Annotated in this window: 23 protein-coding genes and 3 tRNA genes; 14 read left to right on the forward strand and 12 right to left on the reverse strand. The window is 70.1% G+C overall.

Annotated elements, in window-relative coordinates; translation table 11 throughout:
- Window positions 1-5: 5 nt before the first annotated feature.
- Window positions 6-572, reverse strand: a complete 567-nt coding sequence (locus tag BLT28_RS06375) for a VanZ family protein (protein WP_043814455.1) — start codon at window positions 570-572, stop codon at window positions 6-8.
- A gap of 134 nt (window positions 573-706) precedes the next feature.
- Here BLT28_RS06375 and BLT28_RS06380 point away from each other — a divergent pair, with 134 nt between their 5' ends.
- The 4 genes from BLT28_RS06380 to BLT28_RS06395 all read left to right on the forward strand — a co-directional run bounded on the left by BLT28_RS06380 (window position 707) and on the right by BLT28_RS06395 (window position 3,608).
- On the forward strand, window positions 707-1,039 hold the full coding sequence (locus BLT28_RS06380; RefSeq protein WP_211256753.1) for a MarR family winged helix-turn-helix transcriptional regulator: 333 nt from the start codon (window positions 707-709) through the stop codon (window positions 1,037-1,039).
- A gap of 270 nt (window positions 1,040-1,309) precedes the next feature.
- Window positions 1,310-2,038: a class I SAM-dependent methyltransferase gene (locus tag BLT28_RS06385; protein WP_030433839.1), complete on the forward strand. Its 729-nt coding sequence runs from the start codon at window positions 1,310-1,312 to the stop codon at window positions 2,036-2,038.
- Between the two features lie 164 nt (window positions 2,039-2,202).
- A complete protein-coding gene (locus BLT28_RS06390) occupies window positions 2,203-2,691 on the forward strand; it encodes a CBS domain-containing protein (protein ID WP_052408279.1) in 489 nt (162 codons plus the stop codon).
- Window positions 2,688-3,608: a universal stress protein gene (locus BLT28_RS06395; protein WP_052408278.1), complete on the forward strand. Its 921-nt coding sequence runs from the start codon at window positions 2,688-2,690 to the stop codon at window positions 3,606-3,608. The genes BLT28_RS06390 and BLT28_RS06395 overlap by 4 nt, the downstream gene beginning before the upstream one ends.
- Here the strand turns inward: BLT28_RS06395 and BLT28_RS06400 are convergent.
- Window positions 3,553-3,795, reverse strand: a complete 243-nt coding sequence (locus BLT28_RS06400; protein ID WP_231950653.1) for a PLD nuclease N-terminal domain-containing protein — start codon at window positions 3,793-3,795, stop codon at window positions 3,553-3,555. The genes BLT28_RS06395 and BLT28_RS06400 overlap by 56 nt on opposite strands.
- Before the next feature lie 515 nt (window positions 3,796-4,310).
- Between BLT28_RS06400 and BLT28_RS06405 the strand changes: the two genes are divergently transcribed.
- From BLT28_RS06405 to BLT28_RS06415, 4 genes are all read left to right on the forward strand, one after another.
- Window positions 4,311-4,380, forward strand: a tRNA-Trp gene (locus tag BLT28_RS06405).
- Between the two features lie 127 nt (window positions 4,381-4,507).
- Window positions 4,508-4,594: transfer RNA gene (locus tag BLT28_RS39890), tRNA-Tyr, on the forward strand.
- Between the two features lie 76 nt (window positions 4,595-4,670).
- Window positions 4,671-4,762, forward strand: a tRNA-Ser gene (locus tag BLT28_RS06410).
- 113 nt (window positions 4,763-4,875) lie between these two features.
- Entirely contained in the window at window positions 4,876-5,436 is a 561-nt protein-coding gene (locus BLT28_RS06415) for a hypothetical protein (RefSeq protein ID WP_231950655.1), read from the forward strand.
- 13 nt (window positions 5,437-5,449) lie between these two features.
- On the opposite strand, the gene lgt is transcribed toward BLT28_RS06415, so the two are convergent.
- On the reverse strand, window positions 5,450-6,346 hold the full coding sequence (gene lgt, locus BLT28_RS06420) for a prolipoprotein diacylglyceryl transferase (protein WP_043814452.1): 897 nt from the start codon (window positions 6,344-6,346) through the stop codon (window positions 5,450-5,452).
- A gap of 99 nt (window positions 6,347-6,445) precedes the next feature.
- Here lgt and BLT28_RS06425 point away from each other — a divergent pair, with 99 nt between their 5' ends.
- Window positions 6,446-6,754, forward strand: coding sequence for a hypothetical protein (locus BLT28_RS06425; protein WP_156051904.1), 309 nt, complete (start codon window positions 6,446-6,448; stop codon window positions 6,752-6,754).
- Here the strand turns inward: BLT28_RS06425 and BLT28_RS06430 are convergent.
- On the reverse strand, window positions 6,740-7,462 hold the full coding sequence (locus tag BLT28_RS06430) for a GbsR/MarR family transcriptional regulator (protein ID WP_030433832.1): 723 nt from the start codon (window positions 7,460-7,462) through the stop codon (window positions 6,740-6,742). The two genes, BLT28_RS06425 and BLT28_RS06430, sit on opposite strands and share 15 nt — an antisense overlap.
- A gap of 197 nt (window positions 7,463-7,659) precedes the next feature.
- Between BLT28_RS06430 and BLT28_RS06435 the strand changes: the two genes are divergently transcribed.
- On the forward strand, window positions 7,660-8,811 hold the full coding sequence (locus tag BLT28_RS06435) for a serine hydrolase domain-containing protein (protein ID WP_043814450.1): 1,152 nt from the start codon (window positions 7,660-7,662) through the stop codon (window positions 8,809-8,811).
- Here the strand turns inward: BLT28_RS06435 and BLT28_RS06440 are convergent.
- Complete coding sequence (locus BLT28_RS06440) at window positions 8,798-9,223, reverse strand: MarR family winged helix-turn-helix transcriptional regulator (RefSeq protein ID WP_030433830.1); 426 nt, start codon at window positions 9,221-9,223, stop codon at window positions 8,798-8,800. The genes BLT28_RS06435 and BLT28_RS06440 overlap by 14 nt on opposite strands.
- 109 nt (window positions 9,224-9,332) lie before the next feature.
- Between BLT28_RS06440 and BLT28_RS06445 the strand changes: the two genes are divergently transcribed.
- The 3 genes from BLT28_RS06445 to BLT28_RS06455 all read left to right on the forward strand — a co-directional run bounded on the left by BLT28_RS06445 (window position 9,333) and on the right by BLT28_RS06455 (window position 12,225).
- The gene (locus BLT28_RS06445; protein WP_030433829.1) at window positions 9,333-10,223 is read left to right on the forward strand and encodes an MBL fold metallo-hydrolase; all 891 of its coding nucleotides are present in this window, start codon (window positions 9,333-9,335) and stop codon (window positions 10,221-10,223) included.
- A 288-nt stretch (window positions 10,224-10,511) separates the two neighbouring features.
- Window positions 10,512-11,630 carry an HNH endonuclease signature motif containing protein gene (locus tag BLT28_RS06450; RefSeq protein ID WP_083383675.1) on the forward strand — a complete coding sequence of 373 codons (1,119 nt, stop codon included), beginning with the start codon at window positions 10,512-10,514 and terminating at the stop codon, window positions 11,628-11,630.
- Window positions 11,631-11,670: 40 nt separating this feature from the next.
- Window positions 11,671-12,225 carry a GNAT family N-acetyltransferase gene (locus BLT28_RS06455; RefSeq protein ID WP_052408115.1) on the forward strand — a complete coding sequence of 185 codons (555 nt, stop codon included), beginning with the start codon at window positions 11,671-11,673 and terminating at the stop codon, window positions 12,223-12,225.
- Here the strand turns inward: BLT28_RS06455 and BLT28_RS06460 are convergent.
- The 6 genes from BLT28_RS06460 to BLT28_RS06485 form a co-directional block, all read right to left on the reverse strand.
- Window positions 12,197-13,132: an LLM class flavin-dependent oxidoreductase gene (locus BLT28_RS06460; RefSeq protein ID WP_052408123.1), complete on the reverse strand. Its 936-nt coding sequence runs from the start codon at window positions 13,130-13,132 to the stop codon at window positions 12,197-12,199. The genes BLT28_RS06455 and BLT28_RS06460 overlap by 29 nt on opposite strands.
- Window positions 13,129-14,109, reverse strand: coding sequence for an aldo/keto reductase (locus tag BLT28_RS06465; RefSeq protein WP_030433164.1), 981 nt, complete (start codon window positions 14,107-14,109; stop codon window positions 13,129-13,131). Before BLT28_RS06465 ends, BLT28_RS06460 begins: the two co-directional genes overlap by 4 nt.
- 15 nt (window positions 14,110-14,124) lie before the next feature.
- Entirely contained in the window at window positions 14,125-15,216 is a 1,092-nt protein-coding gene (locus BLT28_RS06470; protein WP_030433165.1) for an NAD(P)/FAD-dependent oxidoreductase, read from the reverse strand.
- A gap of 87 nt (window positions 15,217-15,303) precedes the next feature.
- Window positions 15,304-15,762: a MarR family winged helix-turn-helix transcriptional regulator gene (locus BLT28_RS06475; RefSeq protein WP_043813939.1), complete on the reverse strand. Its 459-nt coding sequence runs from the start codon at window positions 15,760-15,762 to the stop codon at window positions 15,304-15,306.
- A gap of 59 nt (window positions 15,763-15,821) precedes the next feature.
- Window positions 15,822-16,085 (reverse strand): hypothetical protein, encoded by a 264-nt coding sequence (locus tag BLT28_RS06480; protein WP_030433167.1) that lies wholly within the window; start codon window positions 16,083-16,085, stop codon window positions 15,822-15,824.
- A gap of 53 nt (window positions 16,086-16,138) precedes the next feature.
- Complete coding sequence (locus BLT28_RS06485; RefSeq protein WP_081900781.1) at window positions 16,139-17,320, reverse strand: MFS transporter; 1,182 nt, start codon at window positions 17,318-17,320, stop codon at window positions 16,139-16,141.
- A 95-nt stretch (window positions 17,321-17,415) separates the two neighbouring features.
- Between BLT28_RS06485 and BLT28_RS06490 the strand changes: the two genes are divergently transcribed.
- Complete coding sequence (locus BLT28_RS06490) at window positions 17,416-18,306, forward strand: LysR family transcriptional regulator (RefSeq protein WP_030433169.1); 891 nt, start codon at window positions 17,416-17,418, stop codon at window positions 18,304-18,306.
- A 167-nt stretch (window positions 18,307-18,473) separates the two neighbouring features.
- On the opposite strand, the gene BLT28_RS06495 is transcribed toward BLT28_RS06490, so the two are convergent.
- Window positions 18,474-19,142 carry a hypothetical protein gene (locus BLT28_RS06495; protein WP_197683983.1) on the reverse strand — a complete coding sequence of 223 codons (669 nt, stop codon included), beginning with the start codon at window positions 19,140-19,142 and terminating at the stop codon, window positions 18,474-18,476.
- Window positions 19,143-19,250 lie beyond the last annotated feature (108 nt).

Here is a 19,250-nt window from a genome sequence, read left to right on the forward strand (position 1 = left end):
GAAGCCTAGCCAGCACGGCGTATCGCGGGCATATGCGAACCCGTGGCCGTGGCGAGCCACCAGCGGCGCGAGGCCAGTGCGGCCAGCCCGGCTCCGGCGGTGTTGAGCAGGATGTCGTCCACAGAGGACACTCGATCCAGTTGGAGGACGTACTGGGCGGTCTCGATCAACGCCGAGCAGCCCGCGGCGAGCGCCAGGATCCTCGGCAGCGAAGCCAGTGCCGCGAACCTCAACGGGGCGAAGCAGCCCAGCGCCGCGAGGACCAGCAGGTTGCCGATGACCTGGCCCCGGTCCATCGCGAGCAGGTCCTGCAACGGCACCAGGCTGACCCGACCGGGGACGATGCCCGCTCCGCTGCCCGGCATCAGGGTCATCCACACGAACGGCACCGTCCCGTAGACCGACCCGACCTCGGCGAGGGACCGGCGCCACGCCCAGCCCGTCGTGGCGCCGGTGTTCCTGCGGCGGTAGGCCAGTCCGCACACGACCACCGCGGCCACCGGCAGCGCGACCACGGTGCCTGCCACCACGCCGGTGAACGTGCCTACCCAGTCCTGCCACTTGTCGAGCACCCGAACTCCGCTCCAGTCCAATGCGGCTCCCCTGGTGTTCCATGGAAGTCGCGCGACTGTTGCGATGGCGTATGCGGTTTTCGATATGCCCGCGAGACACGACGCGGCGGTCCACGGGGCCCCTGTCCGTCGGTATGCGGGCGGTCCTGCACCTGCTCCGCCAGTACGGGCCGATGACCGTGCCCGACATGGGACGAGCCCAGGCGCTGAGCCGGCAGTTCGTGCAGCGCATGGTCAACGACGCGGCGGCCAGGCAGCTGGTCGAGGTCACGCCCAACCCCGCGCACAAGCGGTCCTCCCTGATCCGGCTGACCGAGCGGGGCACCACCGTCATCGACGCCGTCCTCGCCCGCGAGCACGCGGCGCTGCTCCGCGCAGGGGAAGACCTCACCGACGAGGAGGTCACTGCCTGCCTGCGCGTGCTGAGCCGGTTGTTGGACAACCTCGACGACGTGGACGTGAACTGATCGCGCTCACCGCTGCTGCGGCGAACCCGGTTCGTCTTCGGGGGCGGCTGCGGTCTCCGTTGTGGTCCGGATCACGGCAAGACGTGCACGGAGCCGACGGACCGCGAGGCGGACGTTGCGCCTGACCTCGGCAGGATCAGGTTCGGACCGCCCGGCCGCCGTTCTGTGCGATGTGTCGGGATCAGGCACCACCTACCGCCGGTATCCCCAGGACTGCCCGGTGAAACCTGGACTTTCAACAAGCGAAACCGATGTGGTTGGGTCGGGGGCATGGCTCGCATCGCTTACGACAGCCGGGACGCGGCGGCGTTCGAAGCCGCCCGCCACCTGCCCGAACAGGGACTCGTCGCCTGGCGGGAGGCGGTGTCCCGGCACCTCGACCCGCGGCCGGGCACTCGTCTGCTCGACCTCGGCGCGGGCACCGGCATGTGGTCGCGCGCCTTCGCGGCCTGGTACGACGTCGATGTCATCGCCGTCGAGCCGTCCGAGGCCATGCGCGCCCGGTGTCCGCACCCCCGGGCGCTGGCCGGAGACGCGAGCACCATTCCCTTGGCGGACAACAGCGTCGACGCGGCGTGGCTGTCCACGATGATCCACCACGTGCCCGACCCGACGGCGGCCGCGCGGGAGCTGCGCCGCGTGCTCCGTCCCGGCGGTCAGGTCCTGATCCGCTCGGCCTTCGCGGGCAGGCACGACTCGATCACGTTGTTCCGGTTCTTCCGGGAGGCCGTCCGCGTGCTGGACACCTACCCGAGCGTCGAGGACGTCGAAGCCGCGTTCGCCACCGCGGGCTTCACCACGGTCTCGTTCGAACCGGTCCCGCAGACCACCTCGCCGTCGCTGCGCGAAGTCCTCGCGAACCTCCGCCGAGAGGCGCACACACCCCTCCAATTGATCACTGACGAGGAGTACGCGGCCGGTCTGGCCCGACTGCGGAGCGCCGCGCGAACCGAGCGCGGGCCCGTCGTCGACGCCCTCGACCTTCTCGTCCTCCGCTAGCGCGCGAGGGACTTCCCGCGGACTCTCCACAGTGGACACATGGTCCACCGGCCCTGCCCGGCAGGGACTTTCGGCTCAGCGGGTGGAGAACTCGGTCTCTCGCAGTCAATTCGCGGCGGGAGTCTGCTGAACGCGGACGCACAGACGAGCACCGGGAGCCGGACATGCGCAATCGGACCGTGCGATCGGTGATGAGCACCGACGTGATCACGGTGACCCCTCGGACCCTGTTCACCTACGCCGCGCGCCTCGTGGTCGAGCACGGCATCAGCGCCCTGCCCGTCGTCGACGCCGCCGGGGCTCTGGTCGGTGTGGTCACGGAAGTCGATCTGCTGGTCAGGCAGGCCCGCCGGGGCGAGCCCGGCTCCGTGCTCGACGGCTGGTTGCACCGGCACGCGAGGCGGCGCGCCGGGATGCGCACGGTCGGTGAGGTGATGACCCCGCGACCGGAGACCGCCGGCGCGGACCTGCAGGTGAGCACAGCGGCGAACCTGGTGGCCCGGTCCGGGTGCGGCCGCCTTTTCGTCGTGGACGAGCGTGGTCGGCTGGCCGGCGTGGTGACGCGGCGCGACCTGCTGCCGGACGCGGTGATGCCGGACGTGGTCGACGAGCTGGAGGCCGACCAGGACGCGTGGCAGGGGGGCGTGCGGTGAACGCGCCGATCGTGATCGGGGTTTCTCCCTTCGCAGACCGCAGGCCGGTCGTCTCGTGGGCGGCGAACGAGGCCGTGCTGCGCGGGCGGGCGGTGCGCCTGGTCCACGTGTGCCAGGAACTGCAGTGGTTCGGGACCTCGGGCGTGGACGCGCTCTTCGGCCCCCGGGTTCAGGGGGAGCAGGTGCTCCGCGAGGTGGAGGCCGCGGTCCGGGCGGCGCACCCCGCGCTGGAGGTCACCTGCGGGATCGCCGACGGTGATCCCGCCGAGGTGCTCGTCGAGGAGTCGCGTGCGGCGGAGCTGGTCGTCGTCGGCACCCACGACCAAGGCCGCTTCGCCGACCTGGTGCTGGGATCGGTCAGCAGGGAGCTGGTCCGGCGCTCCGCCGCCCCGGTGATCACCGTGCCGAACCTGGAGCGCCCGTGCGTGGACGGACCGGTCGTGGTCGGGGTGGACGGCACCGAGGTCTCGCAGGAGGCGCTGCGGTTCGCCCTGACCGAAGCCTCCCGCACGGGCAGGCGGCTCTACGCCGTGCACTGCTGGCCCACGCCGCTGGACCGGGCGGAGCGCTCGCTGGTCCGCGACGAGGAGTGCCGGGTGCTGGCCGAGGCGTTGGCGGGGGTGTCCGAGGAGTTCCCCGACGTCTACGTGATCCCGGTGCTCTCCGGCGGTGATCCCGCGGAGGAGCTGGTGTGGCGTTCCCGCGACGCGTCCATGGTGGTCCTGGGTTCGCGCTGCAGGGGAGCGCTGGCCGCGGTGGTGCTCGGGTCGGTCGGCCGCGACGTGCTCCGGCACGCGTCCTGCCCGGTCGCCGTGGTGTGTCCTCAGGACGCGCGCGTCGCGCCGAACTCCGGACGACGCGTCACGAGTCGCGACGGCGACCGAAGCAGAAGTAGGCCAGCGGGCCGACGAAGTTGATCGCGATCACGGCCGCCCACAGCTTCTTCGGGCCGTTCACCCGCTCCGGGCTCCTCCGGGAGAGGTCGACCCACGCGGTCAGGGCCAGCGTCACCTGCACGGCACCGGCGGCGATGACCGTCCTCTTGCGTCCTGGGCTGAGGTCCTGCCAGGTCTGGGATCGCATCGCGGTTCCTTCCTGTCGCACCGCCTCCATGCTAGGTCGGTGAGAGGCCCGCCGATCCCGACAGGAGCACCCTTGCCGCCGGGTTCCAGCGCCTCTCGGCGGTGCACCTCCGCCCGGATGGTCGGCAGCACGTCGGCGCCGGTCGAGCCCCGGTGTGGACGTCGTCATGCCGTCGGCGTTGAGCTGTTCGAGAGAAAAGATATCTGGATTCTGCACGGCAGAAGGGCTGTACTCGTTTTCGATAAAGTCGTTGACGCGCGTCGGTCTGTCGGTGATGATGGATCTGCACAAACGAGCTGAGGAGTACGTGATGGACATGTGGAAGCGAGGGACGCAGTGGCGGTACCTGTCCGCCGCGGTCGCTGGCGCATGTCCCTCATGTCTTGGCCGGAAGCCCCTGCTCTGGCAGGAGCAGGCGTATCAGGGCTGCGCGGGCTCCCCACCATGACCTGGTTCGGGTCATGACCAGGGAGCCGCCCATCGGGGAACCGATCCGGGCGGCTTTCTTTTTCTCGCATGCCCGGAATTCTTTTTCTGCCGATGAGCTTGTGGAAGCGGAACGGTTTCCAAAACCGTGTCCCGGGGGTTCGACTCCCTCCATCGGTGCGATTCATTGACAAGTGCGCAGCGGAGAAGACTTTTCCCGATGCCCGTCTCGATCGCCTGTTGTGCGGCCGACGCGGGCACCCGGGTCCGGCCGCGCGCTCCCGTGGGCGCGGCCGGACCCATCCACGGTGGAGATGGGGCTGTAGGAGCCCCGCCCGGCTGTAACCCGGGTGCCGGTACCCAGGCACAGGGGGTTCGACTCCCTCCTCCACCACGGGGTCGAGGTGGACTCGGCGGACACGTCGGTCTTCCAACCCGGAGCAGCGGGTTCGACTCCCGCACGCGTACCAGGAGGATTGGCCGAGTCCGGGAAGGCATCCGTCTCGAAAACGGTGGTCGGGCGTGACGAGCGCCCGCGCAGGTTCGAATCCTGCATCCTCCGCGACGCCGCGCTCCGCAGCGGACCACCTCGCCGCCGGGCAACCGGGGCCGCCGCCGGGCGTCCTGACGTATGTGGGGAGATCGACTTCATCGTCGCCGAGATGGCGGCTCGACGTGACACGGCTGCCTGAGGACGTTGTGGACCTCATCGACGCCCTCAGGCCCGGCGAGGAGCTGATCATCACGCGGGACGGTGATCCGGTCGCGGCGATCTCCAGCACGCGCGGCGCCGTCGTCGACCCCGGCTCGCCGGACGAGGCTGCCGGACAACCACAGGCGGACTACGACGACGTGACTGTCGTGGCCACCGCGATGAAGTTGTCGGCCGAGGCCCGGGCCTCACTGTCCGCCGAGCTCGGTGCGGACTACATCGTGCTGGACCTGCACTCGGCGCCGAAGACCGCCGAGGTGCTGCTGGTGCCGCCGTCCAGCCCGCAGCTGATCGGAAGCCTCCAGATGCTGTTCCCGAAGGCGCGCGTCATCATCACCGAGATCGAGGACGACGTCCTCGGTGTCAGCTATCGCGGCCCGGTCCGCCGCATGCTGGAGGCGGGCGCCGAGACCTACCTGAGCTCGACCACCATCCCGCGGCTGGCCAAGCAGCTCGATCACGCGATCACCCAGCACCAGATCACCGGCGGCGCGACGCCGCGGATGGAGATCGAATCCTCCTGAGGCCGGCGACACCTCACCGCGGCACGGCCTCGGTGGGTTCGCCTGCCGCGCCGAGCACTTCGCGCGGGCCCTTCCGGCGTGTCCAGACGAAGCAGGCCAGTGCGCCGAGGAACACCAGGATCGAGACCCACACGTTCACGCGGACACCGAACACCAGCGTCGCCGGATCGGTGCGCATCAGCTCGATCCACGTCCGGCCCAGGGTGTACCCGGCGACGTACAGGGCGAACGCGCGGCCGTGGCCGAGGCGCAGCCTGCGATCCACGAAGACCACGAGCAGGGCGACCCCGAGGTTCCACAGCAGTTCGTAGAGGAACGTCGGGTGCACCGGGCTTCCCGGCAGCGGGATGCCGTTGGAGATGCCGTTGAGCTGGTCGGCCACGCCGTCGGCGTTGACGCGGTGGTAGATCTCCAGTCCCCAGGGCAGTGTGGTGTGCGAGCCGTACAGCTCCTGGTTGAAGTAGTTGCCGATCCTGGCGATCGCGTGTGCGACGGCGATGCACGGGGCGACCGCGTCGGCGAACACGGGCAGCGGAACCCCTTTGCGCCTGCACCCGATCCAGGCGCCGACCGCGCCGAGGGCGATCGCGCCCCAGATGCCGAGCCCGCCCTCCCAGACGTAGAGGGCGCGGATCGGGTCCTTGCCCTCGCCGAAGTACAGGTGGTTGTCGGTGATCACGTGGTAGATCCGGCCCCCGACGATGCCGAAGGGCACCGCGAACACCGCGACGTCGTTCACCACTCCGGCCGGGCCGCCCCTGGCGATCAGGCGCTTCTCGCCCCACCAGATGGCGACGACGATCCCGATGATGGTGAACAGCGCGTAGGCGCGGATCGGGATCGGACCGATCTCCCACACCCCTTGCGCCGGGCTGGGAATGGTCGCCAGGAACGCGGTCGAGATGGTCACGGCCCCACGCTAGCGGCGCCCCCGCAAGATCCCGGTGTTGTCAGGGAGGAGCACATGTTCGTGCAGCGCGCGGACCGCGGGGTTCGACCAGGGTGCCCGATGCCAGGTCGGGGGGAGGATTTCGAGGTGTGGGGCGAGGCGCAGAGCGCGGTGTGCTGCGCGCGTTTCCTGCCAGGCGAACTGCGCGACGCGCCCGGGCCGCTGCAAGACGAGGTGCAGCAACGGGTGCAGCAGCGGATCGAGCGCGACGGCCGAGCCTGGCTGGCTACGACCGTGCTGCGCGGGCGGCGCGTCCTGCGCATCGACGTCAACAGCGTGCTGACCCGCGCCGGGCACGTCGACGAACTGCTGGTCCTGCTCCAGCGGGAAGGTGCCGCTGTGCTCGCCGAGCGATCAGTCAGCCGCTGACCGGGCGAAGTAGACCCGGCGCCAGTGCTCGGCCGAGCGGACCAGGTCGTCGGTGACGTGGTGGAGGAACTGGCTCAGGTTCTCCAGCCGGGCACCGGCGGGCGTACCGGGGTCGAGCGCGTGGGCGCTGCGCAGGGAGACGGCCGCGATCTCGGTGTCGATGCGCGCGCTGGCCATGATCGCCTGGTACCACGCGTCGTCGTCGACGACGTAGCGCTCGGCGCGGCCGCGGGGGTCGCGCTCCCGTTTGATGATCTCCAGTGCCGTCAGGTAGCCCACGGCCTTGGAGATCGACGCGGGGCTGACGTGCAGGCGCCGCACGAGTTCGGCGGAGGTGAGGCTGCCGCTGTCGGTGGTGAGGAGCGCGGCGAGGACGTGGGCCGCCATCTGCGGGAGCCCGGTCCGGATGAACAGGGCCGCGATGTGCGCGACCACCTCCTCCACGATCCGTGGGTCGCGCCCACCGAGGGCTGTGTTGCGCGGTGCGGACGTGGGCGGAGCGGCAGGCTGCCGACGCACCTTTCGCTTGCTGGCCCAGTGCGCCTGGTCGGCGCGGTAGTCGCCGGGGCCGCCGTTGCGCATGACTTCGCGGGTGATGGTGGAGGTCGGCCGTCTGAGCAGGCGGGCGATGGCGGCGTAGGTCAGCCCGTCGCGCAGTCCTGTGGCGATCTGCCGCCGGTCCCGCTGGGTGAGTCGTTCACCAGGCATGGGTGCCCCTCGCCGTCGTCGTCGAGGCCAGCTTAATGCAACGTGCTGTTGCATTATCGAGCAGCGGTCGTGCAACGAATTCAGTGCAGCCATCTGCGCATATGGTCGTTGCTTTACGGATCGCTGATTGACCGCCCTGCGGGTGCAACGTAACTTTCGCCAAGTCGTGAAGGTTATGTGAGCAGGGGGTTTTCGACGTGGCAGGCAACGCGGACCGCGAGAAGGTGCAGCAGGCACTGGACTGGGCGGTCACCGAGTCCGGCGTGCCCGGCATCGTCGCCGAGGTGCACGACGCCGACGGAACCTGGTTCGGCACGGCAGGTGTGGCCGACATCAGGACCGGGGCGCGGCGTCGCCCCGGGGAGCACTTCCACGCGGGCAGCGGCGGCAAGGCGTTCACGGCCGCGGCGGTGCTGCAGCTGGAGGCCGAGGGGCGGCTGAGCCTCGCCGACCCGGTGGAGAAGTGGCTGCCCGGGGTGATGAACGGCAGCGGCTACGACGGCGACAAGATCACGATCCATCACTTGCTCAGCAACACCGGGGGGTTGTTCTCCACCGGCCTCGCACCGGAGACGACGGACAACTACGCCACGCGCGCGGGCCTGGAGAAGCACCGGTTCGACCTCTGGTCCACCTCCGACCTGCTCCGGCTCGGGCTGTCCCAGCCGCCGATCGGCGAGCCGGGGGAGCGCTTCGTCTACTCCAACGGCGGTTACTACCTCGCGGGCGCGATCATCGAGAAGGTCTCCGGCAACAGCTACGCCGAGGAGGTCGATCGCACGGTCATCCGGCCGCTCGGCCTGAAGCACACCTACGTCCGTGCCGTCACGGACACCGGATATCCGGACCCGCATCCTCGGGCGTACTCGTCGATGTTCCTCAAGGACGGGACCGATCCGGCCTCGCTGACCCCGGAGAACTGGGTGTCGCTCATGGAAGGTCCCGGAACGCCGCCGCTCGACGTCACCGAGTTCAACACGTCCTTGTTCTGGTCGGCAGGCAACGTCATCTCCACCACCGGTGACCTGATCCGCTTCGTCGACGCGATGGCGAGCGGCAGCCTGTTGCCGCCCGCTCAGCACCGCGCGATGTGGACCACCGTGTCCACCGAGGGCAGCGGCTGGATTCCGCGCACCCGCTACGGCCTCGGCATGTTCGAGGTGGACGAGGAGCTGGCCGGCGGTCGCACGCTCCGCGGCATGGCGGGCGCGTTCTGGGGGACCGGCAGCATCGGGGTGGGCGAGCCCGACGGCGAGCGCGCGGTCGTCGTGCACACCAACACCGACTGGAGGGACTTCAAGATCGCCTTCAGGGTCCTCGACGCGGTGTTCGGCTTCACTGGCGGGTGATGGCGCGGTTGAGCAGGTCGCGCAGGGCGCTCTGCTGCTGCTCGGTCAGGCCCGCCAACGGTGACTCCTCGATGAGCAGTTCGATGAGCCGTCCCCGGAGCGCGGTGCCTTCCGCGGTGAGCACCAGTTGCTTCGCGCGGCGGTCCGTGGGGTGCGGGCGGCGCTCGACCAGGCCCTGCCGCTGTAGCCGGTCGATCACGTAGGTCGCGTTGGACGGCTCGCAGCTCATCCGCTCGGCCAGCTCGCTCAAGGTCATCGGCCCGGTCATCTCGCGCAGCGCGGTCGCCTGCGCCGCGGTGAGGTCGAGCTTGGCCGCCCGCACCCGGACGTGCTCGCCGATCTGCCGGGCCAGCCCGTTCACCAGCCCGCACAGTTCCCGCTCCGCGGTCACCTGCGGCTCCGGCGTCGTCATGGCCGCAGTCTAGCAAGAACGTGAAGTCATCATAGTTATGACTTGAAAGGTTCAAGTCATATGCTTTACGCTCGCCCCGCTGGCGCACGCCGACGAGGGACGGGAAACGATGACGAACGTTGTGTCGAAGCAGGACGAACGGCTCCGGAGACCGGCGAGCACGCGCTCACTGCGGCTCGGCGAAACGAAGGTGACCTACGTGCCGGACGGGGTCGTGCAGCTCACCCCTCGTGGCTGGCTTCCGGGCACCAGCGACGAGGTGTGGGCCGCGCACCCCGAATACCTCGACGAGACCGGCAACCTCGTCGGCAGCATCGGCGGATTGTTGGTGGAGCACGGCGATCGCGCGCTGCTGATCGACGCGGGCTTCGGTCCGCAGTCGGTCCCGGCGCAGCCCGGCAATCCGCACGGCGCCATCCGCGGCGGCGCACTGCTGGACAACCTGGCCGTGCTCGGCCGGAAGCCCGAGGAGATCGAGGCGGTGGCCTTCACCCACCTGCACGTCGACCACCTCGGCTGGGCGTGGCACCCCGCGCCCGGAAGCACGCGGCCCGCCTTCACCGGCGCCGACTACCTGGTGGCCGAGCCCGAGTGGTCGCAGCGCCACCTCGTCGAAGCACACGGCACGACAAGGGAAATCCTTGACGCGCTGCAACCGCGGGTGCGGACCGTGGCCGACGGCGAGGAGATCTTCCCCGGCGTGCACGTCATGCTCACGCCGGGCCACACCGCAGGCCACACCGCCTACGTCGTCACCGCGGGCGGCCGGCGGCTGATCGCCTTCGGGGACGCCCTGCACTCGCCGATCCAGGTCGACCACCCCGAGTGGTCCGCCGCCTCCGACCACGACCACGGCCTGTCCGCCGACTTCCGCCGCCGCCTCGTCGCCGAACTCGCCGAGCCCGGCACCATCGGATTCGGCGTCCACTTCGCCGACGTCGTGTTCGGCCGGGTCCGCCCCGGCGGTGACGGCCCCGCCTGGCAGCCGATCACCGACTGACTCCCTTGCCGGTTTCGGTGTCCACTGTGGACTTACCGCTAGTGATCCCGGCTGGTTCCGGCGTGGGGTCGGCTTGACCTGGGGCCCCTTGCGCGTGCCCGTGGGCCTTACGGGGCACGGGATGAAACTCCGGCCCTCGCGGGAAGCGTCCCCCAGGTAAAGCCGACCGCCCCAGCCTTACCTCGCGCCAGCTGGAACTGGCTTTCGTTTGCTGAAACCGTTGGCGTGTAAGGGAAAGTTCACTCTGTAGAGCCATGATCCACTATTTGCAGACGCTAAAATGGGAGTATGGCCCCTGCCGATATCGAAGACGACGTCGTGGCCGCCTACGCCGCCATCGGGCGTGCGGTGGCGGACTTCGCCTCGACCCTGATGAAGCTCTACAACGACCTCGATCCCGAAGTGCAGCAGTATGCCGGGGATGTTCTGATGCCGCTGCTGCGTGTTTCCCAGGTCAAGGGCAACAAGCTGATCGATCGGGCGATGTCGCTGGTGGAGCACCCGGTGGTGTTGGAGGCGTTGTCGGAGGGGCGGATTGATGAGGGCAAGGCGTTGATGATCATTGATCAGGTCAGTGTCCTCGACGCAGCCAACCAAGCGATCGCCGAACCCGTGCTGATCAACCACGCCGCGACGCATAACTACACGGCGAGCCAGCGGTATGCCCGGCGTTTCATCCTCAAGCTGGATGCCGAGGCGGCGTTGCGGCGTTATGAGGAGAAGCGCAAGCAGCGGTTGGTGGAGAAGTTCAACCTCGACGACGGCATGTGCTCGCTGCGCGTCGTGCTGCCCGCGCTCGACGCGGCCTTGGCCTTCGATCGGATCGACCGCATCGCGCGGGCACTACCGAAAGATGACCGAACGCTGGACCAGAAACGATCTGACGTTGCGGCAGACCTGTTGATGGGCAAGGAAACACCCGCCCCGCAGGGCCAGGTGTGCGTCAACCTCACAATGCCGATCACCAACATCCTGGGCCTGACCACAGACCCGGTCATGCTCGCCGGGTACGGGCCGCTGCCCGCGCCGATCGTCGCTGACGTGGCCGCGAATGGCATTTGGAAGCGCATCCTCACCGACCCGGTGAGCGGGATGGCCGAGCACATCACCACCTACCGGCCCACACCCGCGCAGCGGGAGTTGGTCAACGCGCGGTATCCGACGTGCACGATGGTTGGCTGTAACCAACCGGCGCACCGTTGCGATCTGGATCATTGTTGCCCGTTCGATGGCAGCAACACCACGGTCGCGAGTCTGCGGCCGAAGTGCAGGCATCACCACCGGATGAAGACGCACTCCCGTTGGTCCTGTGAGAATCGGCCGGATGGGACGCATGCGTGGACCACGCCGAGCGGCAAGGTGATCGAGACCGAACTCGAACCCATCGCCGAACCGGCGCCGTTCTAGGCGGTGGTCTGGCGGTGCGCCCGGTGGCAGCATCGGTGGTGTGGTCGAGGTGCGAGACGCGACGCGGGACGACGCTCACGCCATCGCGACGGTGCTGGTGCGATCCTGGCGAGCGGCCTACCGAGGTCTGCTTCCCGACGAAGTCCTGGCGGCACTGTCGATCTCCGAGCGAGAGCAGTTCTGGTCGGACCTCCTCGCCGCCCGCCCGCCGCGGACCCGCATGCTGGTCGCGACGAGCGCGGGCGACGTCGTGGGGTTCGCCGCGCTCGGCCCGCCGCTGGTGGAGGCCGACCGGGTCGATCCGAGCCTCGGCGACCTCTACGCGCTCTACCTCGCGCCCGACGTCTGGCACTGCGGCATCGGCAGCCAGCTCCACGCGGCAGCCCTCGACGGGTTGAGGTCCTGCGGGTTCACGCACGCGGGCCTGTGGGTTCTCGACAGCAACGAGCGCGCGCTGTGCTTCTACCGCAGCCACGGTTGGACGGACACCGGACGATCCCAGCTCGACCGCGGGCCCGGTGGCGTCGAGCTGCACGAGCGTCGGCTCCACCGCGACCTGGGCGAGTTCACCCTCGGGCCGACAGCGCTTCCCTGATGGCGGGCACGATCTCGCCTGCCCAGCGGCCGAGGGACATCGCGTCCGGTGTGCCGCCCTTGGGCGAGAAGAGGGTGAAGCCGGAGGCGTCGTGGTCCAGCACGGCCTCGGTCAGCTCCTGGACCCACTGGTCGACCGAGCCGCCGATCCAGCGGCCGTCTCGGTCCCGGGTGGCGGACAGCGGACTGTCGGTGATGCGGCCGGGGAAGTTGAAGATCGTGCGGACGTCCCGGGGATCGCGGCCCGCTGCGGCTGCGGCCGCGTCGACGACCGGTCGGGATTCCCGGTACCGCTGACTGCGCCAGTCCGCCGCGTGACCGGGAATCCAGCCGTCAGCGACGCGACCGGTGGCGGCCAACGACTTCTTGCCGACCGAGCCCGTCCACACCGGCGGCGCGGCCACCGGTGCGGGCTCGATGCGGTCGACCCGGTAGTGGCGGCCGTGGTGGGTGACCGGTTCGCCGCCGCCGGACAGCTTCCGGATCAGCACGATGGCCTCCTCGAAGGAGTCGACGGCCTCACCGGGGGACAGGCGGGGCACGCCCATGTCGGCGATCCGGTCCCACAGGCCGCCCGCGCCCATGCCGAGCACGACGCGCCCGCCGGACAGCGCCGACAGCGAGGTCACCGCCCGCGCGAGCATGGGCGCGGGCCGGGTCGGCAGGTTGGTGACGTTGGCGAGGCCCGCGATGCGCTCGGTGCGCCCGAGGACGAAACCGATGGTGGCGTAGGCGTCCAGGCGCTCGCCGAGGTAAGGGTGGTCCGAGAGCGAGAAGTGGTCGAGCCCTTCCCGGTCGGCCTGCTCCACCATGCGCAGCAGTTCCGGTCCCTCGGCGAAGCCGCTGTGCGCGCCGAAGCCGAAAACGATGTCCGTGTTGAGCACTGTGCTGCCTTCCTGCGTGGTCACCACGCGTACGCCTCGGGTGCGGGCTTGCTCCCGTTCGGCCCGGGAGAGGGGAACAGCCTGTCGAGCTCGGCCAGCGTGTGGTCATCGAGCGTGATCTCCAGCGCTCGCAACGAGCCGGCGAGCTGGTCGACCGTGCGCGGCCCGATGATCGGGCCGGTCACACCGTCCTGCGCGAGCAGCCACGCCAGCCCGACATCGGCCGGGTCCTCGCCGAGATCGGCGGACAACTTCTCATACGCCGCAATGGTTTCCCGGTGCCTGGCGAGCACGGCGGCGGAGCGGCCGGAGTTGCCCCGGGCGACGCGCCCCTCCTTCTCCTTGCGCAGCACGCCACCGAGGACCCCGCCGTGCAGCGGCGACCAGGGGATCACGCCCAGTCCGTAGTGCCGCGCGGCGGGCAGCACCTCCAGCTCGATCCAGCGGTTCATCAGGTTGTAGATCGACTGCTCGGCCACCAGCCCGAGCAGCTGCCGCGCCCGCGCCGCCTCCTGCGCCTGTGCGATGTGCCAGCCCGCGAAGTTCGACGAGCCGAAGTAGAGCGCCTTTCCCTGCTGGCGCAGGACGGTGAAGGCCTCCCAGATCTCCTCCCACGGCGTGTTCCGGTCGACGTGGTGCATCTGGTAGAGGTCGATGTAGTCGGTTCCCAGCCGCCGCAGCGATGCCTCCGCCGCGCGCCGGATGTTCAGCGCTGACAAGAACTTCCCGTTCGGCCGGTCGCCGGTCGGGAGGTAGACCTTGGTGGCCAGCACGGTCTTCTCGCGCCGGTCACCGCCGGTGGCGAACCACCGGCCGATGATCTCCTCGGTGGTCCCGCCCGAGTACACGTTGGCCGTGTCGAAGAAGGTGACGCCGTGCTCGTGCGCGCGGTCCATGATCGCATGACTGTCCTTCTCGGACGTTTCGTTCCCGAAGTTCATGGTGCCGAGCACGAGCCGGGACACCGAGAGGCCGGAGCGGCCGAGCTGTGTGTAATCCATGTGTGCCAAAGCCTTTCAGGCCGCGGTGGGGCCGAACTGTTCGGTGAAGCGGCCGGTGAAGAGGTCAGCGCCCTTGAACGCCGAGACCGTCGTGGTCGGGACGACGGACGGCCCGTCGGGCGTGGGCAGCTGACCGACTCCGCCACGCGGGCCGAGCGGGAGCAGGATCATCGGGTCCACCGCGGCCTCGTAGGTGGCCACCGGCGGTTCGCCGCGCAGCTGGGCGGCGATGTTCCGCGCCACCACCTCGGCGTGCTGCATCGCGTAGCCGGCTCGCTTGGCCTCGGCCACGTCGGTGAGGTCGCCGACCGCGTACACGTGGTCGTGCCCTCGCACGTTCAGCGTTTCGGTGACCGGGACCAGCCCCTCCGGCGTGCGCGTGGTGAGCAGGCCGTCGGCGAGGTAGTCGCTGTTGACGCGCACACCGTGGGCGCGGAACCAGATGTCGGCGGTGATCTCGTCGCCGCCGGTGGTGGCGACCGTGAACGTCCCGGTCCGGCCCGGCTCGGCCGGCGGCGTCACGCCGGCACCGAGGCGCACCTGGACGCCCAGCTCGTCGAGCTGGCGGTGCAGCTCCTCCACCATCTCCGGCTCGAAGCCGGGCAGCAGCCGTTCGGCCGGGTCGACGATCGTCACCTGCTTGTGCGGCCAGGCGTCCTTGATCTCCCCGGCCAGCTCCAGGCCGACCGGGCCCGCGCCGAGGATCAGCACCCGGTCGGCACCGGCCAGCTCCTTGTGGGTCCGGCGGAAGTCCTCGACCGCCTCGCTGACGGAGTCCGCGGCGGGCTTGGCCGGGTAGGCGTAGCTGGATCCGGTGGCCAGCACCAGGAAGTCGGCCGCGACGCGCCGCCCGGACGCGAGGGTCACCCCGGCGGGGTCGACCGAGACCGCGCGGTCGCGGACCACCGTGGCCCGCGTGAGCAGCGTGTCGAAGGGGAAGAACATGTTCCCCGCCCAGTCGGGCCTGGTCACGGCCCGCAGGGAGCCCGCGGCGTTGACGAACGCGTCCCTCGGGTCGATGAGGACGACATCCGCCTCGGTTTCCAGCGCCTTGGCGACCGCGGCGCCCCCATATCCTCCGCCGATGACGGCGACGGTACGACTCATGTTTCTCACACCCCACGGATAAACGTTGAAGTTCGTAGTACGAACCATATTAGTTCGTACTACGAACTTCAACCGTTGTCGCGTGGGTCACACGGACTTGTCGGTGGTGGAACCCGCGTCCGGGCCGAGGAAGACCTCCGGCACCTTGTTGTCCAGCACCACCCGGCTGAGCAGCCCGGCGAGCGTGTCGCGCTCCTCGGTGCCGAGCGTCGCCGCCAGCTCCTCGATCCGCCTGCAGGTCTCGGTGTAGAAGTCCTCGACGACCTCACTGCCCCGCGGGGTCAGCGCCACCCGCACCGCCCGCAGGTCGTCCGGATCCGGCTCGCGGCGGACGAGGCCGTTGCGCTCGGTGCGGTCCACCAGGCCGGTCAGGCTGGACTTGGCCAGTCGCAGCATCGCGCCGAGTTCGCTCATGCCGCACGGTCTCGCCATCAGCACGCACAGCAGTTGGCCCTGCTGCGACGTGATCCCGTATTCGCGGGCCGATTCGGCGTACACGGCGTCGACGAGGAAGGTCGACCGCACCAGAGCCGCCACGATCCCCATCTGTCCGTCACCCTGCTTGCTCACGGCCCCAGGGTACAGCGATCAGTTCGTAGGACGAACTATCGCAACAGCCGCTCCAGTTCCTGCTCCGCCTCCACACATCCCGCGTCGGAAATCCGCTGCAGTTCGAGCGCGTCACCCGCCGCGACCGCGCGCCGCGTGAGCAGGCGCCCTGCGTGCATGCACCCCTCGTCGAGCAGGTCGCTCAACTCCTGGAGATCCGCCCTGGCGTCGGCGAGGTCGGCCAGGCGGTCCAGCGCGGTCTCGTTGCCCTCGTCGGCGAGGGCGCGCAGCGTTTCACGATCGAGGTTCAGGGCTGTCATGGCCCCATGCTCGAACCTTGCCCCAGGGACAAGGTCAAGCATCTCCGCCGACTTCATCGAGTGGCTCGGCCCGTAGCCGCCGCGGCGGTGCCGAGGACCAGTGCCGCCGCGGCCGCGAACGCCGCGCCGAGCCACATCACCGCGGTGGTTCCGGCGGCGTCGGCGGCCAGCCCTCCGGTCAGCGCGCCGAGTGCGATCGCGGCGTTGAAGACCCCGGCGAACAGCGCCGAAGCCGCTTCTCGGGCGTGCGGTGCGGACGCCAGCATCCACGACTGCGCGGCCACCGAGACGCCGCCGTAGGCCAGGCCCCAGACCACCAACAACGCCGCCGCGGCCAGAGTGGTCAGGCCCAAGATCGGCACCAGGGCCATCGTCACCGACAGCGTCCCGCCGAGCACGAGCAGCGTCACCCGAGGCGACCGCGCCGCTCCGGCACCCGCGGCGAAATTGCCCGCGACGCCGAAGAGCCCGTAGACCAGGAGCAACGTGCCGATCAGCCCGGCGCCCACCCCGGACACTTCCTCCAGCACCGGCCGCACGTAGGTGTACGCGGCGAAATGCCCGACGACGAGCAGTGCCACCACGACCAGCCCGGTGCGCACGCGAGGTGCACCGGCCAGCCGCAGCATCGCGCCCAACCGGATGGCCTGCTCCGCGGGCAGGGGCGGCAGTGACACCGCCAGCGCGGCCAGCACCAGGAGGGACACTCCACCGGCACCGGCGAATGCGGCCCGCCATCCGGCCAGTTCTCCGAGGTGAGCGCCCGCGGGGACGCCGAGCACGGATGCCACGGCGATACCGCTGAAGATCAGTGAGGTCGCGGACGCGGCGGACCGCGGCGGGACGAGCCGTGCGGCCAGGCTCGCCGCGATCGCCCACACCCCGCCCATGCCGATGCCCACCAGCACCCGCGCGACGAGCATGACGGTGAAGCCGGGGGACCACGCCGCCAGCAGGTTCCCGGCCGTCAGCACCGCCATCAGCGCGCACAGCACGCTCCGCCGGTCGAGCCTGCCCAGCGCCGGGACCAGCAGGGGCGCGGACATCGCCGCGACCAGGCCGGTGACCGCGAGCGTCAGGCCCGCCGCGCCCTCGGTGACGCCCAGGTCGCGGCTGATCGGGGTCAGCAGCCCCACCGGCAGCATCTCCGAGGTGACCACGGTGAAGGTCGCCCCGGCGACCGCGCTCACCGCGGGCCAACCGCCCGCCCTGTGCGTTGTTTCCTTGAGTGCCATGTGTTCCAGGCAACCGCCGGGCTCGGCCGGGAACAACGGCCGATGTCTCATCCTTCCATTAGCTGGGCTACTTGATCCGCGGTGGAGGGAGAGCGATGAGCGGCCTGGAGATCCGCGAGCTGGAGGCGTTCCTGGTACTCGCCGACGAACTGCACTTCGGTCGCGCGGGAGAACGCCTCTACGTGTCGCAGAGCAGGGTCAGCCAGCTGCTCCGTTCGCTGGAGGGCCGGATCGGCGCGCCGCTGGTCGAACGCACGAGCCGGCGCGCGGAGCTGACACCGCTGGGGGAGAAGTTCCTCGCCGAGCTGCGCCCGGCCTACGGCGCGTTGCGGGCCGCCGTCGATCACGCGCGCGCCACCGCGCGGGGAGCCGGCGGTGTGCTGCGCATCGGTTTCCAGGGCGTCATCGACGACCACCTCGCGCGCGCCATCGCCGCGTTCGAGAAGCGGAATCCGGGCTGCGTGGTGGAACTCACCGAGATCCCGCTAGCTGACCCGTTCGGTGCACTCCACCGGCGTGAGGTCGACGCCGCGGTGGTGCTGCTGCCTGCGGAGGAACAGGACCTCGTGCTCGGCCCGACGTTCTCGCGACAGCCGCAGATGCTCGCCGTCTCGCCCCGGCATCCTTTCGCTGACAAGGAAGTCGTCACCGCCGAGGAGCTGGCGGACGTTCCGCTGATCGGGATCCACGGCCCCGCACCGGCGTACTGGCGCCGGGCTCAGGCCCCCGACACCACTCCCGGTGGTCGCCGGATCCCGCGCGGGCCGACCGCGGGCACCTTGCAGGAAGGCATGGGCCTCGCCGCGGCGGGCCGAGGCGGAATGCTGCTGTGCCGCTCGACGGCTGAGCACCAAGGACAGCGGGGCTCGGTCGTTTTCGTGCCGGTCACCGGGCTGCCGGAGTCGGTGCTCGGCGTGGTCTGGCACGCGGAGCACGGCGTCGGCCGGGCCCGGACGTTCGCCCAGGAGATCGTCGCCGAGGGATGACGCCGCCGCGCGAACGTCGCACCAGCAGCACCACGGCGACAAGCACCGCGAGCCCGCCCGCCGCCACGAAGCCCAAGGCCGGTGTGGTCGCGTCCATCACCGCGCCGATGACCGGCGCACCCAACGCGCTGCCGAGGGTGAGCGCGGACTGCTGGAGACGCATCACCTCACCGCGCACAGCGCTCCGCGGGCACGATCGCCAGGCACAGCCACCACCAGTCGGTGGCGAGTCCAATGGGGACGGTCAGCGGCCCCATGGTGCCCACCAACGCCAACGGCGAGATGGCCCTTGTCATCGCGCCGTAGACGAATCCGCCGAGCAACGAGACCAGGCGCCACACGACGACCACGGCTCCGGCCCAGGGAGCCTGCCCGTGGTGCTGGAGACCGGCGATGATCGCGATATCGCCGGTGTCGCGCCCGCGGTGATCACCAGCGCGCCGATCAGCCACTCCGCACGCGGGACCGGGCGCATCGGGCCGGAGTTCTCCTCCGACCGGCAACGTCAGGAAGCCGCCGAGGAGGGCGGTTCCGAGCAGTGCGACGTAGGGCAGCGAGGGCGCGACGAACCAGAACGCGGCCTCGCCGACCGTGGTGATCGCCAGCATCAGACGCAGGCCGAGGCGGCCGAACAGCGGACCGCTCAGCGTCATGCCGACCGCGATGACGGCGATCACCAGCCCGGCCGCGCCGTAGCCCTCCATCAGCGTGAGCGCCACGTGCAGCGTGACCGCCACGCTGACCGCGGCGCCGGGAATGCGTGCGAACGGGGCGATCAGCAGCAGGCTTCGCGCGCCCGGCAGGGCGAACACGTGCCGGTAGCGAGAAAGGGCCACTCCGCCATGCTGGCCGAACTCCACCGGCTTCAGTTTCCTGCGGCCGACAATTCGGCAGTGCGCGAAGGTGATGTCAGACGCTACGCGTGGAACCGTTGTGTCCACAGT

Origin of the sequence: Allokutzneria albata, from assembly GCF_900103775.1 — a bacterium.
Taxonomy (GTDB): Bacteria; Actinomycetota; Actinomycetes; order Mycobacteriales; family Pseudonocardiaceae; genus Allokutzneria; species Allokutzneria albata.